This window comes from Polynucleobacter sp. JS-Fieb-80-E5, assembly GCF_018882015.1.
Taxonomy (GTDB): domain Bacteria; phylum Pseudomonadota; class Gammaproteobacteria; order Burkholderiales; family Burkholderiaceae; genus Polynucleobacter.
Genome location: NZ_JACVPH010000005.1, coordinates 78,712 through 94,061 on the forward strand (window position 1 = coordinate 78,712; position 15,350 = coordinate 94,061).

At 45.6% G+C, this 15,350-nt stretch carries 15 protein-coding genes; 9 read left to right on the forward strand and 6 right to left on the reverse strand.

Annotated features, from left to right (window positions below; all coding sequences use genetic code 11):
• The first annotated feature begins 45 nt into the window (after positions 1–45).
• From ICN44_RS08585 to ICN44_RS08605, 5 genes are all read left to right on the forward strand, one after another.
• Positions 46–1,329, forward strand: a complete 1,284-nt coding sequence (locus ICN44_RS08585) for an ABC transporter substrate-binding protein (protein ID WP_216263546.1) — start codon at positions 46–48, stop codon at positions 1,327–1,329.
• Between the two features lie 6 nt (positions 1,330–1,335).
• Positions 1,336–2,109 carry an ABC transporter permease gene (locus tag ICN44_RS08590; RefSeq protein ID WP_216263547.1) on the forward strand — a complete coding sequence of 258 codons (774 nt, stop codon included), beginning with the start codon at positions 1,336–1,338 and terminating at the stop codon, positions 2,107–2,109.
• A gap of 22 nt (positions 2,110–2,131) precedes the next feature.
• Positions 2,132–2,926, forward strand: coding sequence for an ABC transporter ATP-binding protein (locus tag ICN44_RS08595; RefSeq protein ID WP_216263548.1), 795 nt, complete (start codon positions 2,132–2,134; stop codon positions 2,924–2,926).
• Positions 2,927–2,955: 29 nt separating this feature from the next.
• Complete coding sequence (locus tag ICN44_RS08600) at positions 2,956–3,675, forward strand: sulfite exporter TauE/SafE family protein (protein WP_255537571.1); 720 nt, start codon at positions 2,956–2,958, stop codon at positions 3,673–3,675.
• A gap of 105 nt (positions 3,676–3,780) precedes the next feature.
• Positions 3,781–3,939: a hypothetical protein gene (locus tag ICN44_RS08605; RefSeq protein WP_216263550.1), complete on the forward strand. Its 159-nt coding sequence runs from the start codon at positions 3,781–3,783 to the stop codon at positions 3,937–3,939.
• Between the two features lie 98 nt (positions 3,940–4,037).
• On the opposite strand, the gene ICN44_RS08610 is transcribed toward ICN44_RS08605, so the two are convergent.
• Together ICN44_RS08610 and ICN44_RS08615 are read right to left on the reverse strand one after the other, a co-directional pair.
• Positions 4,038–4,202: a hypothetical protein gene (locus tag ICN44_RS08610; RefSeq protein WP_216263753.1), complete on the reverse strand. Its 165-nt coding sequence runs from the start codon at positions 4,200–4,202 to the stop codon at positions 4,038–4,040.
• A 109-nt stretch (positions 4,203–4,311) separates the two neighbouring features.
• A complete protein-coding gene (locus tag ICN44_RS08615; RefSeq protein ID WP_216263551.1) occupies positions 4,312–5,088 on the reverse strand; it encodes a ferredoxin--NADP reductase in 777 nt (258 codons plus the stop codon).
• A 170-nt stretch (positions 5,089–5,258) separates the two neighbouring features.
• Here ICN44_RS08615 and ICN44_RS08620 point away from each other — a divergent pair, with 170 nt between their 5' ends.
• From ICN44_RS08620 to ICN44_RS08635, 4 genes are all read left to right on the forward strand, one after another.
• Positions 5,259–5,741 carry a disulfide bond formation protein B gene (locus tag ICN44_RS08620; protein WP_216263552.1) on the forward strand — a complete coding sequence of 161 codons (483 nt, stop codon included), beginning with the start codon at positions 5,259–5,261 and terminating at the stop codon, positions 5,739–5,741.
• A gap of 59 nt (positions 5,742–5,800) precedes the next feature.
• Positions 5,801–6,997 carry an acetate/propionate family kinase gene (locus tag ICN44_RS08625; RefSeq protein WP_216263553.1) on the forward strand — a complete coding sequence of 399 codons (1,197 nt, stop codon included), beginning with the start codon at positions 5,801–5,803 and terminating at the stop codon, positions 6,995–6,997.
• 96 nt (positions 6,998–7,093) lie between these two features.
• Positions 7,094–8,065: a cysteine synthase A gene (gene cysK / locus ICN44_RS08630; RefSeq protein ID WP_216263554.1), complete on the forward strand. Its 972-nt coding sequence runs from the start codon at positions 7,094–7,096 to the stop codon at positions 8,063–8,065.
• A gap of 60 nt (positions 8,066–8,125) precedes the next feature.
• Positions 8,126–9,817: an amidohydrolase gene (locus ICN44_RS08635; protein WP_216263555.1), complete on the forward strand. Its 1,692-nt coding sequence runs from the start codon at positions 8,126–8,128 to the stop codon at positions 9,815–9,817.
• Positions 9,818–9,870: 53 nt separating this feature from the next.
• Here the strand turns inward: ICN44_RS08635 and lysS are convergent, their stop codons facing one another.
• The 4 genes from lysS to ICN44_RS08655 all read right to left on the reverse strand — a co-directional run bounded on the left by lysS (position 9,871) and on the right by ICN44_RS08655 (position 15,331).
• Complete coding sequence (gene lysS / locus ICN44_RS08640) at positions 9,871–11,421, reverse strand: lysine--tRNA ligase (RefSeq protein ID WP_216263556.1); 1,551 nt, start codon at positions 11,419–11,421, stop codon at positions 9,871–9,873.
• Positions 11,422–11,453: 32 nt separating this feature from the next.
• Positions 11,454–12,558 (reverse strand): peptide chain release factor 2 gene (gene prfB / locus ICN44_RS08645; RefSeq protein WP_215321673.1). Its coding sequence is split into 2 segments (ribosomal slippage): positions 11,454–12,485 and positions 12,487–12,558, totalling 1,104 coding nucleotides; the frame shifts between segments, so codons are not numbered across the junction.
• Between the two features lie 34 nt (positions 12,559–12,592).
• Positions 12,593–14,353: a single-stranded-DNA-specific exonuclease RecJ gene (recJ, locus tag ICN44_RS08650; RefSeq protein WP_216263557.1), complete on the reverse strand. Its 1,761-nt coding sequence runs from the start codon at positions 14,351–14,353 to the stop codon at positions 12,593–12,595.
• An 18-nt stretch (positions 14,354–14,371) separates the two neighbouring features.
• On the reverse strand, positions 14,372–15,331 hold the full coding sequence (locus ICN44_RS08655) for a hypothetical protein (protein WP_255537539.1): 960 nt from the start codon (positions 15,329–15,331) through the stop codon (positions 14,372–14,374).
• Between the last annotated feature and the right edge of the window lie 19 nt (positions 15,332–15,350).

Consider the following 15,350-nt stretch of genomic DNA (forward strand, 5'->3'; position numbering starts at 1 on the left):
CTTTTTATATTAGATCTAAGAAGTTCCATTCTCAAGGAGATCGTAATGAAACAATTTAGCGCATCACGCCGTATCTTTTCAGTACTCGCTGTCGCCATGTTATCGGGCGCTCCAATGCTATCAATGGCTCAAAACGCCACTAAATTCAATGACTATGGATGGCCAGAAGGCGCTGATGAAAAGGTTTCAGCTAAGTCTGTAGCCTGGCTCAAAGAAAAAGGTTGGTGGCCGTTGCAGATCGCATTTCAGCCACCATGGTCAGGTCAAAATACGATTAACTTGGTGATGGATAAAAAAGGTCTCTTGGCCAAGCGCGGTATTGAATCAAAATTACAAGCATTTCCATCTGGGCCAGCAATCAATGAAGTGATCATCTCTGGTCGATTCCAGTTCGGTAATGGTGGCAATTTCCCATTTACTTCATTGATTGATAAAAATATTCCCGTTAAAACGATTGCGGTGATTAATACTAATTTGATGCATGCGGTATTGGTGCCGTTGGACTCCAAAATCAAATCCTTTAAAGACTTCAAGGGATCAAATCCTCCAGCCACTATTGGTATTGTGACCGGCTCCTCTGCCGAATTCTATATTCAAGCTGCAGCGAAAGCCAACGGTATTGAGATTGGTAAAGACATCATCCTGAAAAATATGCCTCCGGGTGAGCAAATGGCGATGCCTAAGGGTATTGATGCAGTGGTGCCTTGGGACCCAACCCCGACCATCATGTCCAAGGAGCGCAAGAACGCCAGAATTATTAGCGACAGCTATCCCTACAATATTTATGAGGGAACTTTCTACGTGCGCCAAGAAGTGATTGATAATGCGCCCGACGTCGTTCAGGCATTTACCGATGCAATTGCAGAAGCAACACTTTGGATTAGAAAGAATCCAGATGCTGCTGTAGACGTTATGCAGGAAGATCCAAATCTAAAGAATTATTCAAAAGAAATCTTGCGTCAGCAAATTTCTGCCTACAACCTCTTGTATAAACCGAATTATATTTACCCTATTCCAGTTTTCTGGGGTCGTGCAAATGAGCCGATCTACACATGGCTTTATGAAAACAAGCGTATTCAGAATAAGCTAACGGGCATTGATTTTGCCCGCGCCGTTGATACACGCTTTATGGATAAGACTTTTGAGAAATTGGGTTGGGCAACGATTACTCGTCCTCCATTCTTACCATCTACTTGGTCTGCACCAATGGATAAAACGCCTTACCCAATGTATATGAATCCATTGAATACTTCTAAGCCTCAGGCCTTCCCGGAAAAAGGCGACCTCACCAGAGATTGGTCTTTTGACGGTAAGGTTTATAAAAAATAAAGCGCTATGCCAATCATTCATTTTTTCAAGCAATTTCGTCGCCTAGCTTTACTGGTCATTTTGCTTGCCGCTTGGGAGTATGCCAGTCGGTTTATTCTGGATAAAACAGAATCTACCTTATTGCCGCCTCCTTCGGGGGTGGCACAAGGCGGTTTCGAATTAATGAAATCTGGCGAAATTTGGAAACATTTGTTCGATAGCTTATCCAGAGAATTTATTGCTTTTTGTTATGCCTCTGTCGCGATTCCTCTGGGAATCGTGATGGGGTGTTTTAAATGGGTCAATGAGCAAGTGGATCCGATCGTAGAAATTTTGCGACCTATCCCACCAATTGCTTGGATTCCTCTGAGTATTTTGTGGTTTGGTGTTGGCAATACTCAGAATCAATTCATTATTTTCTTGGGTATCTTCTTCCCAATTCTTTTAAATACCATTGATGCGGTTAAGAATGTGGAGCCAAATCTGATTCGTGCGGCACGTTGTTTAGGTGCCGGCTCTTGGGGTGTGATTACTCGCGTTGTCTTGCGTGCAGCCCTTCCTCAGATTGTGACCGGTATTCGTATTGGTCTTGGGGTGGGTTGGATGGCTTTGGTGGCGGCTGAATTGGTCGGCGCTAACTCTGGTCTTGGATTCTTAATTAATGATGCGCGTACTGTATTAAGAACGGATTACATTTTGGTTGGTATGTTGGCTATTGGATTGATTGGTCTGTGCCTGGATAGATTGATTCGTTATACGGCCCAGAAACTGATGCCGTGGTCTAGAGCGCTAAATGCGTAAGAGGTATTGTTAATCATTAAACATGCAAATAGATAATCCAATGCCAGCACTTAAAGTAGAACACGTACGAAAAATATATCCGTCGATGCATGCCAAAGGCCAAGAAGTTTTGGCAATCGAGGACATTTCATTAGAGGTCCGCAAGAATGAGTTTTGCTCAATCTTGGGACATAGCGGCTGTGGGAAAACGACTTTACTCAATTTAATTGCTGGGTTTGAAGTGCCAACGGCCGGTCGCATCGAGTGCGCTGGAAAAGTCGTAAATGGCCCTGGCGCTGATCGCTCGATGGTATTCCAGGACTACGCACTCTTTCCTTGGTTGACTGTGTATGACAACATTGCTTTTGGTCTAAAAATTAAAGGCACTAATGCCGGAGAGATTAAGCAAATTGTCACTCGCTTTGCTGCGCTTGTTGGCTTAAGTCAATTTACTAATCATTACCCACATCAACTTTCGGGGGGCATGCGTCAACGCGTCTCGATCGCAAGAGCTCTAGTTGTGGATCCGACAGTCCTCTTAATGGATGAGCCTTTTGCGGCCTTAGATGCGCAAAATCGCGCCATGATGCAGGCTGAAATGATCCGAATTCTAAATGAAGAAAGTAAGACAGTTGTACTGGTAACCCACAGTATTGAGGAGGCTATCAATCTTTCGGATGTCATTGTTGTGATGACGCGTCGTCCTGGCAGGGTGAAGGAAATTATCCGCGTTCCTGAGCCTCGTAGAATGGTTGAAGATACCCCTGCTTATTTAGAAATCCGTCGTCAGATTCGTGATCTCATTGCTGGCGAACATGATGTCAGCGAGGCTGTTTGATTCCTGAAAACTTAGCCTCGATCGGCTTATTGTTAGTCGCGGCAGTTTTTGGTGGATTTATTAGAAGGTTAAGCGGATTTGGAGGGGCACTCATTATGACGCCTCTTTTAATGTGGGTTTTCCCAATTCCTTTTTTGATTCCGATTGTCATGTGCTCTGAAGTGTTTGGGGGCGCATTGCTTTCCCGGCAGTGGAAGGTGCATCAAGAAGATCGCCCTCGACTTTGGTTGATGTTAATTTTTTCTGCAGTGTCATTGCCGCTTGGTATTTGGTTGGGAAGATTTATTCCGTTGGTGACACTCAAGACGGCGACGAGTGCAGTTATTCTATTTTTCGCTGCTTACTTGTTATTTAAGCCCCATGTGCGACTCAACAGTTCTAGTACTTTAGATGGATTAGCTGGTGGCTTGTCAGGCTTGTTGTTGGGAGCCTGCGGAATTGGCGGCCCTCCAGCTGCTCTGTACCTTAATTCAACCAATCAAGCATTCGATAGAACGAGGTCTTTGTTATCCCATTTCGTTTCTGGCATCTCGATATTTGCGATTATTGCTGCAAGTTTGATGGGTGGGGGATTAGGCTGGCTTACCTATTTTATTTTCGCTATTCCAGCGTATTGGCTTGGCTTAAGGCTTGCTCAGCGGGTTTTGGGAATGCACGCTCTTTCTGACAATGCCTTAAAGAGGCTCTGTTTAGCGCTTCTGATTGCTAATGCAGGCTTTAATTTGCTCTTTTTACTTATATTTAAATAGATATAAGTAAATGAAATATATATTCTTTTCAGGTATAAGAAAAGCCCCTATTCTGTAAGCTCATTAGGCAAATACGCCGGCATAGATTAGATAGGGGAGTTCGACATGGGTTACACAGTTGAAAACAAACAAGATGCAGTTGTTAAATCTGTTTTGCAGACTACGGAAAAAACTTTCGCCTCATCTAAAGTCGCTGATCAAGTTGTGATTAGTCAGGCTAGTAAACAAGCAAATACTGAAGTGTATTTTCAAATAGAAGATTAATAAGTGATGCAAAAATAAGTCGCCCTGATGCAAGGTGCTTTTCAGATCAATAAAAAACCGCTATTTAGGCGGTTTTTTTATGTCTTAGAAATAACTGCTTAAGAAAATGAAGTTTCAAATTCTGCAGTTTTGATGGCATTCATTAAGAAAAGAATTTGGCGCTGAAAACTTTTTCTTTCGGAGATTTTGTCGTGAGGCAACTGATCGTGTTCACGCAACAGGCTAATAATGGCCGGGTTGTAGTGCTCTCTGATGGGTGACATCTTGACTCCTTGAAACTGATCTCATTAGAAACACTGTATCAAGGTCGCTATATATTCGCAAGGAATATATAGCGATAACTAAACTACTTTTAGATATATTAGATCTAGATTATTTCTCTACGAAAGCGCGCTCGAATACATAGTCGCCGAGTTGACCCAGGCTTGGTGATACCTTGAAGCCTTTAGCATCCAGCATCTCAGCGGTCTCCTTAAGCATGGAGGGGCTGCCGCAAATCATGGCTCTATCTACCGCAGGGTCTAATGGCGGTAAGCCAATGTCTTTAAATAGCTGGCCAGATTCTATGGCGGTAGTTAGGCGCCCGGTATGTTTAAAAGCTTCTCTGGTTACGGTTGGGTAGTAGATCAGCTTTTCTCTAATCAACTCACCCAGATACTCATCTTGAGTCAGTTCATTCTTAATGTAGTCGCCATAAGCAAGTTCACTGACCAGGCGAACACCATGAATGAGAACGACATTCTCGAACTTATCGTAAGTCTCTGGGTCACGAATAATGCTCATGAATGGTGCGAGACCTGTGCCGGTACTAAAAAGGTAAAGATGCTTGCCAGGGTTTAAATCATCAATGACTAAAGTGCCAACAGATTTTTCGCTAACAAGGATAGGGTCTCCCACCTGAATTTTTTGCAGGCGCGATGTTAGTGGACCATCCTGGACTTTAATGCTTAAAAATTCGAGATGTTCTTGGTAGTTGGGGCTAGCAACACTATATGCCCTTACAAGTGGTTTACCTTCAACCTCAAGACCAATCATCAAAAAGTGACCGCTGCGAAAGCGTAGCCCTTTATTACGGGTGGTGGTAAAGCTAAAAAGGGTGTCATTCCAATGATGAACGGTCAGAACGGTTTCAGTGTTGTAGGCTGCCATAAATGCTTAATCTTGTTGAGGTTATCTAAACCTCAATTATCCTCAATCTTGGGTTGCTGCAGGGGCTATCCATGACTCAGTTAGCAATTAACTTCTTATAAGTTATGCACTTTTAGTTATAAAAGCCTGAGTTTGGGTCTTTTATAGGGTGATCTCGCTATCATCTAGGGATGACCCGCACTCAATACCTCTTCATTTCTTTATTTTGCCTGAGCTTGGTGGTCTTTGCCGTCTTACTTCAGCAATTTGGTTATCAGAACACCTCTTTTTTGCCATGCCCCCTATGCATCTTGCAAAGAATTGGCTACCTTGGAATTGCTATCAGTTGCTTTTTAGCGGCCGGCATTCCTGCTTTGAAAAAGTTATTTCACATATTGGCGGTAATGTCCGCTTGTTCTGGAGCAATCATCGCGGGTAAGCAGGTCTGGCTCTTATCGCATCCAGAAGCTTCTTGCGGCATAGACCCTCTAGAGGTTTGGATCAATCAATTTCAGTTGGTCCAAGATTTGCCTTGGTTGTTTAAAGCGGATGGACTTTGTTCTGCTAAGTTACCTGCGATTTTAGGATTACAGGTTCCGGAATGGTCCTTGTTATGGTTTTGTGTCTTACTGATTTTATTTGCGGTGACATTTTTTAAAAATACTAAAACTTAATAGCGCTCTCACCATTAGCTTTTTATTGAAGAGCTTCATCACACCTACCTTATATTCTTATGGCAATTCTGACCGTTAACGCTGGTTCCTCATCTCTCAAGTTTTCTATTTATCCAACCCTCGATGGAGCAGTCTTGCCTTCTATTTTGGCTGGCAGTTTTGAGGGTCTTGAGCCAGGTGGAAAAACCGAACTACGCTATGCCTATCAAGGGGTAGAGCATGCTGAGTATTTTGTAGATGTAGATCAAGATCCTTTTCTTGCGGCCTTAATGCACCTCAAGGAATTACTGCTCGGAATTAAAGATCTTCCTCCCATTCGGGCTGTATCCCATCGTATTGTTCATGGTGGTGCTGAGTTTTTTCAGCCCATCATTTCAACCTCAGCGACGCTAGAGAAATTGTCGGCGATGAGTGCCTTAGCGCCATTGCATCAGCCCCATAGCCTGGATGGCGTGAAAGCTTTCTCTCAAGTATTTCCGGACATTCCCCAAGTTCTTTGTTTTGATACCGCCTTTCATAAAACCATGAGCACTCTCGAAACATCTCTAGCATTACCTAAAGAGATTACTGATCAAGGAGTCCGCCGCTATGGTTTTCATGGAATTTCGTATCAGTACATTATTGGCGAGTTGATGGAGAGCTCGAACAAAGCAAGAGATAAAGTTTTGATGGCTCACCTTGGTAATGGCGCAAGTTTGTGTGCTGCCATTGATGGTAAGAGTGTGGCGACCACGATGGGATTTTCTGCATTAGATGGCTTGATGATGGGGACTCGCAGCGGTTCTCTAGATGCCGGTGTATTGATGTATTTGGTCGAGCGTGGCTATACCCATGATCAGCTACAAGATCTCCTTTATAGAAAGAGTGGCTTGCTTGGGGTCTCAACCATCTCTGCGGACATGAGAAAGCTAAGAAGTAGCTCCAATCCTTTGGCTAAAGAGGCGATTGAGTTATTTATTTATAAGATTATTCGCGAGGGCGGGGCTATGATTGGCTGTCTCGGTGGCCTCGATCTGATTTCTTTCAGTGGCGGCATTGGCGAGCATGATCCTATTTTGAGGTCAGCGGTTTGTAAAAAACTGGCGTGGCTTGGGGTTGAGTTAGATGAAAAGCTAAATCAAGAGGCAACTCAGCATCTAACGTTAAACATTAGCACTCCACAAAGTCGTGTTGAGGTATGGGTAATCCCTACCGATGAGGGCGTGATGACGGCGCAAGAAGCTATTACCTTGCTTCGCTCTCAGGGCGTGTCTTAATAGCATTTAGTATTTAGCTAATAACCACCATTTCTTTTACAAGAATTACTTTAACCCATAAGATCTCTATTCATATCTTCGCATTAAGGAATCCTCATGACTTACTTTACCGACAACTCCCAAACCATTGGCAAGACACCTTTAGTGCGTTTAAATCGCGTAACTGATGGCTCTAAGGCAACTGTGCTCGCCAAGATCGAAGGACGTAATCCAGCCTATTCAGTCAAGTGTCGTATCGGCGTGGCCATGATTAATGATGCGCAAGAACAAGGTATTTTGGGGCCAGGAAAAGAACTGGTTGAGCCAACTAGTGGCAATACTGGTATTGCTTTGGCTTTCGTAGCGGCAGCTCGCGGCATCCCTTTGACATTGACCATGCCAGAGACCATGAGTATTGAGCGCCGCAAGTTGCTCACGGCTTTAGGTGCAAAGATTGTCTTGACCGAAGGTCCCAAGGGGATGAATGGTGCGGTTGCTAAGGCTAAAGAGATTGCAGAGTCTGATCCTAAATATGTCTTGCTGCAGCAATTTAGTAATCCATCGAATCCAGCGATTCATGAAAAGACCACTGGTCCAGAAATCTGGGAGGATACTGATGGCAAGATTGATGTGTTTGTAGCGGGAGTTGGAACTGGCGGAACAATCTCCGGTGTTGCTCGTTACATCAAGAATACTAAGAAGAAAAACATTGAGGTAGTTGCAGTTGAGCCCACTGCAAGTCCAGTCATCACGCAAAAACTCAATGGTGAAGAAATCAAGCCTGCGCCACATAAGATTCAGGGAATTGGTGCCGGCTTTATTCCGGAGAATCTAGATTTATCAGTAGTCGATAAAGTTGAGCAAGTAAGCAACGAAGAAGCCATTGAATTTGCCCGCCGTATTGCTAAAGAAGAGGGTATTTTGGTAGGCATCTCCTGCGGTGCTGCAGCTGCAGTAGCGGTTCGTTTAGCTAAGAAGCCTGAATACGCGGGTAAAACCATCGTGGTGGTGCTTCCAGATACAGCTGAGCGTTACTTAAGCTCTGCCTTATTCGAGGGAATGTTTGACGAAAAAGGCTTGCCTACCTAAGCGGCTCACTCAATATTACTGTCGGTAGGCTCTTTAGTCTGAATGGTTTATAAAGAGATTATGAAAAATACTTATAAATTTCTTACCCTCTTTTTAGCTACATTTTCATTGGCTTCCGCCGCTAATGTTACTGCGCCCACCGTATACTTCAACGGGGACATCCTCACGATGGAGGGTGACACCCCTAGGTATGTTGAAGCACTGGTTGTCAAAGACAACAAGATTGCCTACACCGGCGACATGCGCGAAGCCTTGACTCAGGCTGGATCCAATGCCGCTCTACAAGATTTAAAAGGGCACACCCTATTGCCTGGCTTTATTGATACTTGGGGGCACTTTGCATTAATCGCCCAAGATACGCTCGGTGTAAATCTTGCCTACTTCTCCAGAAAACCTCCGCAGACTAAGACGGACGTGATTAGTAGGCTGCGTTCAGAAGCAAAGGTATTTAATGGCTGGATTATTGGCACGGGTTACGCTGAAGCAATGCTGTCTGATGGTGGATTGACAATTTCAGATCTAGATGCGGCCTACCCAAATCAACCGGTATTGCTTGAGAATATTTCTACGTTGACCGGTATGGTGAATTCTGCTGGCCTCAAGAAGCTGGGAATCACAAAAGCTACTAAGGCCGTTTCTGGGTTTATTCCGGTAGACCCCAAAACTGGTCAACTCACAGGTGAATTGATCGGCATGCCTTATTTAGAGGCGGTTGCTAAGGCGGTCGGCAAGTATTCACAAGATCTGACGTTTGAAACTTACCGCAAAGCCGAGAAGATCTACGTCTCCAATGGTTTTACAACTGCACAAAGTTACGAAGCCAGCATTGCGGATATGCGTAATATGCGATTAGCTATCGATAGAAAAATTGTGACCATCGATTTAATTGCGTTACCAACCTTCGATGTTGTTGATCAAATGTTGGCGACTAATCCTAATTTTCAGTTTGGTGCTTATAGCCAGGGTGATAGAGGTTTTAAGGTTGCCGGAATTCAGGTGCCTACTGATGGGGCGCCGCAACTGCGTTTGGCTTATTTTTCCAAGCCTTATTTAGATATCACCGGTTTTCCAAAAGACTGGCGTGGCTTTGCCTACTACCCACAGGCCTTGTTTGATAAGTACACCAAGTTGGCTTACGAGAAAAACATTCAATATTTTGGTTATAGCAATGGTGATGCTGGTATTGATATGACTCTAGCGGCTTTGGCTAAAACAATTTCTGAGACTGGTATTACAGAAGATCGTCGTACCGTGATTGCGCACTCATTCTTTGCACGCGATGATCAGTTAGATGACTACAAGAAGAAAAATATTATGGCAGTGATGATGCCAAACGATACCTGGTTGTATGGCGATGTTTATAACAAGGTCTTAGGTGGTGAAAGGGCTGCTAATTTAAGCCCTGCGAATAGCGCTAATACAAAAGGCATAACACTTGCTCTGCATAATGACACTCCTTCGTCCGGCCCGAATGTGCTCTTTTCAGTTTGGAGTGCCGTGAACCGTAAAACATTCTCCGGTGCAGTGTTGGGGCCTGAACAGCGCATTACTCCGTATTTGGCTCTACAGGGCTTTACTCGCAATGCGGCCTATCAATACAAGGAAGAGCTCAGCAAGGGATCGCTAACACCAGGAAAGCTGGCTGATTTAGTAGTTCTGGATCAAAACCCCTTAAAGGTTGCGCCAGATGATATTAAGAACATACAAGTCCTTAAAACTATTAAAGGTGGCGTTGAGGTCTATGGCAATTAAAATGAAGTTAAAAAAAGAGAGGTGGTTGCCTCTCTTTTTCTTTGCTGAAGAATTTATTCTTCTTCGCGCCGCAAGTGCGGGAATAGAATCACATCGCGAATATTAGGTGCATCGGTCAGCAGCATGACTAAACGATCAATGCCAATACCGCAACCACCCGTTGGAGGCATGCCGTACTCTAAGGCGCGGATGAAGTCATGGTCAAAGTACATGGCCTCTTCATCGCCAGCTTCTTTTTGCTCAACTTGCTTGCGGAAGCGGTTCGCTTGATCTTCAGCATCATTTAACTCAGAGAAGCCATTTGCAATTTCACGGCCGGTAATAAAGAGTTCGAAGCGCTCAGTAATGCCTGGGCGGGTATCGGATTCTCTGGCGAGTGGACTGACTTCAATTGGGTAATCAATGATGTAAGTTGGCTCCCAAAGGTGTTCCTCGGCAACCAATTCAAATAAGGCCAATTGAAGTGCGCCAATACCTGCATTCTTGAGGGTTGGGGCGTCTGGGTTCTCGCCACCTTTTTTCAATTCAGTACGAATGAAGTTGATGTCATCCAACTGAGATGCATCATAGCTCTTACCTGACTGGCCACAGTACTTGAGGATGGCCTCGGTAATAGTTAGGCGTTGGAATGGTTTGCTCAGATCGAGTTCACGACCTTGATGCGTTAATACGGCAGTGCCTTGAGCATCTATGGCAGCTGCACGAATCAAGCCTTCTGTGAAGTCCATCAACCAGCGATAGTCTGTATACGCTGCATAGAATTCCATCATGGTGAATTCAGGGTTATGACGTGGGCTTACGCCTTCGTTACGGAAATTGCGATTGATTTCGAAGACACGCTCAAAACCACCGACTACCAAACGCTTGAGGTAAAGCTCTGGAGCAATACGCAAGAACATTTGCATGTCGAGTGCGTTGTGGTGAGTAATGAAGGGCTTCGCTGCCGCACCACCAGGGATAGGGTGGAGCATTGGTGTCTCTACTTCCATGAAGTCGGCATCCAACATATGGCGACGTAATGATGCGATTGCATTGCTACGTGCTTTAAATGTATTGCGACTTTCTGGATTTACAATGAGGTCGACATAGCGCTGGCGGTATTTAGTCTCTAGATCTGATAGGCCATGGAACTTATCAGGCAGTGGACGCAGTGATTTGCTGAGTAAGCGTAAGTTGCTGCACTCAACAGACAGCTCACCTTTATTGGTCTTAAAGAGGTTGCCTTCAGCAGAAATAAAGTCACCCATATCCCAATGCTTGAAGGCCCCATGAACATCAGCACCGCTGAGCTCATCATTGATGTAGAACTGAATCTGCCCACTGCGATCTTGAATAGTGGCAAAGCTGGCTTTACCCATCACGCGCTTAAGAACCATACGACCGGCTACTTTGACATGAACTTTCTTGGCGGCTAATTCTTCTTTGGTCAGACTGTCGTAATGAGCATGCAAATCAGTCGCTAAATGAGTAGGAACAAAGTCATTCGGAAATGCAACACCGCCAGCACGAAGCTTGGCCAGTTTTTCACGGCGCTCCGCAATGATGTGATTCTCATCAACTACTTCGGTAGCTGGAGCAGTATCTAAATGGGTTTTATCGTTCATATCTATAGTGGTGCAGTAATGAGAGTTGGTTTTTACACGCCTTGTTTTAGGCTGGCTTCAATAAAGGCATCGAGATCGCCATCTAATACTTTTTGAGTATTGGAAATTTCGACGTTAGTGCGTAAGTCTTTGATGCGGCTTTGGTCTAGAACGTAGGAGCGGATTTGATGGCCCCAACCCACATCGGTCTTGCTGGCCTCTAACTTATCCTGTTCAGCGCGGCGCTTTTGCATCTCATGTTCGTAGAGGCGAGACTTGAGCATGCTCATCGCTTCGGCACGGTTGCGGTGCTGACTGCGGTCGTTCTGACACTGCACCACAATCCCAGTTGGAATATGGGTTAAGCGGACAGCTGAGTCGGTTTTATTAATGTGCTGACCACCCGCACCAGAAGCGCGGTAGGTGTCAGTGCGGATATCAGCAGGGTTAACGTCGATCTCAATCGAGTCATCAATCTCTGGATACACGTAGATAGAGGCAAAGGAAGTATGACGACCGTTGGATGAGTCAAAAGGCGACTTCCGTACTAAACGGTGTACGCCAGTTTCAGAGCGGAGATGTCCGTATGCGTATTCACCATCGACTTTAATCGTCGCACTCTTAATGCCTGCAACGTCGCCATCAGACTCTTCGAGTATTTCTGTTTTATAACCTTTGCGCTCGCAATACTTGAGGTATTGACGATAGAGCATACTGGCCCAATCACAGGCTTCGGTACCGCCAGCTCCAGCTTGAATGTCGATAAAACAATTGCAAGAATCCATCTCGTTATGAAACATGCGGCGGAACTCTAGATCACCAATGGTCTTGCTATAGCTCTCAACATCTTTCTCAATAGCGCCAATCGTTTCAAAGTCACTCTCTTCTTTGGCCATATCAAACAGCTCAAGTGCGCTAGTAATATTGGTATTGAGATCAGTAAGAGTCGCCACTACGCCATCGAGCAATTTCTTTTCTTTGCCCAGCGCTTGTGCTTTCTTTTGATCATCCCAAATAGTGGGATCTTCCAGAATCGAGTTAACTTCGGTAAGGCGACGTGACTTTACTTCGAAGTCAAAGATACCCCCGAAGAGCTTGCTCACGGGTGAGCAGATCGGACAAGGTATTCGAAATAGTATTTAGTTGTTCAGCTTCCATCCCCTGATTATAAGGGGGTTATTGCCTTAGGCCTTTAGGTGCTTGCTGCCTCGTCATGGGCTTCAATCATCAACTGCACACGAGCCTGGCCCTGATAACGGTCAGTGACAAGGCGATAAGCTAATTTAGCTTTGGCGGGTAGGCTCTGGGTGCGGTTAAACCAAACGGCAGTGAGTGGCTTATTGGTCGGCTTGAGTTCAGAACTGCCGATAGGGCGAACCATCAGTCGTAAATGCTTTTCTTTCATGAGACTTTGCTGGGTAATTTCAAATTCCCCATAGAAAACGGGCTGCGGGAAACCTTGCCCCCAGATCTCTTCAGCTAGTAGGTCACCTATTTCAGGTGTAAATTCGGAGAGCTCCAACGTGCCATCGTGGGCATGGCGACGTTCTAGTAACTCATCTGTTAATAAGCCGCCCGCCACTTCCTGAAAGCAGGCATCAAATTTTTCAAAATCACTTTTTCGAATCGTTAGGCCTGCCGCCATGGCGTGTCCGCCAAATTTCAGAATGAGTCCAGGCTCTCGTTTCGAAACAAGATCGAGAGCATCTCTTAAGTGAAATCCTGTCAACGAGCGACCTGAACCACGTAATTCTTCGCCGGTATTTCCATCGGCAGGAGCAAACACAATCGCTGGGCGATTAAAGCGCTCCTTCAGTCGTGAAGCCACAATGCCAACAACACCCTGATGCCACTCAGAATTCCATAAACAAATACTGGGGCGCTCAGCCATAGTGCCGTCAAGTTGATCTTCGGCAAGATGAGAGAGGGCAGTTTCTTGCATCCCTGTTTCAATCACGCGGCGTTCGCGATTAATGCGATCGAGTTCATGCGCAAGATTGAGTGCCTCATCCGTATTGTCAGTGAGGAGTAAGCGAATGCCTAAAGTCATATCCGCTAGACGCCCGGCCGCATTGAGTCTAGGGCCGATGGCAAAGCCTAGATCAAAAGTATTTGCTTTGCGTGGGTCTCGAGCCGCCGCCTGAAATAGCGCCTGAATCCCAGGTTGAGATATTCCAGCACGGATACGTTTTAAGCCATTAGAAACTAATACTCGATTATTGCGATCGAGTTGCGCTACGTCAGCAACTGTTCCTAAGGCAACAAGGTCGAGGAGGTTTTCTACTTTGGGTTGAGTTTCATGGGAAAATTTTCCACGCTTGCGAAGTTCAGCGCGTAATGCCACCAGCATATAAAACATCACACCAACACCAGCAAGAGCTTTGCTTGGAAAGCTACAACCTGGTTGGTTGGGATTAACGATTGCTAGCGCCTTCGGTAAGTTATCTCCAGGTAGATGATGATCGGTCACAATCACTTCCATACCCAGTTCACGAGCACGATCAACGCCAGCCTCACTAGCAATACCGTTATCGACAGTGATCAGGTATTTCGGTTTAGGCGTTTGTTGTGCTGCCAACTCAACAACCTCAGGTGTGAGGCCATACCCCATCGTAAAGCGGTTCGGAACTAGAAACTGAATTGGTGTATCAGGTCCGCCCAGCATGCGCAGACCTCGGAGACCTACGGCACAAGCGGTTGCGCCATCACAGTCGTAGTCTGCGACGATCAGCATGGGATCTTTTGCCTCAAGGATATCGGCGAGTAAAGAGGCGGTGCTGATGCAATTCTTTAGTTCAACTGGTGATATCAGTTGCTTTAAATCAAGCGAGAGTTCTTCTGGAGTTTGCAGACCTCGAGCAGCATAGAGTCTAGCCAGTAGTGGGTGTAAGCCACTCTGCGCTAACCAGGTGGCAGTGCGCTCTGAGAAGGGGCGTTGTGAAAATATGCTCATACGAAACTCATGCGTAACTCATAGCTGACTAATTTCTTTCCAAGTCAGTGGCTCTGCTTTTTTCCAAAAGGCCCAAGATCTTTTATTGAGATCTTTAGCGGTGAAAATTCGTTCGCGTACCTTTCCCATCGGAAAGTCGATGATGACAACCTCATCTAGTTGTTTGCTATGGAGTGCTGCACTTAACTGTGGCCAAGCCGCTTCTGGCTGATCAGGCCAGGCAAAGGCGCCAACTAAATTTTTCTCATCCAGGACGAATTCGTGTGGCAGGCTTAATAGCTTGGATAGGCCAGCCAGAATGGGGTGTGAGCCGATGAGACGCTGAGATTGTTTTAATAATGCAGGCGCTTGAACATCATTGAGCTTACCGATGCCGCTAATCCAGATTGAGTTGATGCTGGGCATGCCACGTTGTCCGCGCTCTTCATTAACAGGGTCAATATGCCAAAGCATTTGGATTTCATTTTGAAGTTTGCGCCAACGTTTCGCGATACCTTCTTCTTGAGTATCACGCGGCATCCACCAATCAATATTCCGGCCATGAGCCTGGTCCACACTGTAACTTGCTAGGCTGGAAAATGGGCCAGCAGGCACAAACCAATAATGCTGGTTATGAAAAAGTACAGAGCCCTGAAAATCTTCTTCAATAAAAGGTAGCGCCGCTTGCAGAAGCTTAGATGACTCTTCGGGGGTCAGATCAATCTGGTTTTGCCCCATCAAAATGAGGTGATCCCGAGTGGCATGCAGATGAACGGGCTGTAAGCAGGCAATGACTTCGTTTGGGTTGACGGCTTGATTGGATTGTCCGAGAAGTAAGACCGGTGCAAGAGGGAGTAATTCTCCGAGCAAAAAGCGCTCATGAGGTAGTCCCTTACGGGGGCTATCTCTGCTTTCGAGCTCATCTAAGGCATCTTCCCCTGAAAGCATCAGGGTGAAGCGGCGTAGCGGAGTCTTGGGGGAGGTGAAATTCGCAGTCATTCCCCTGATTTTAGGTGGC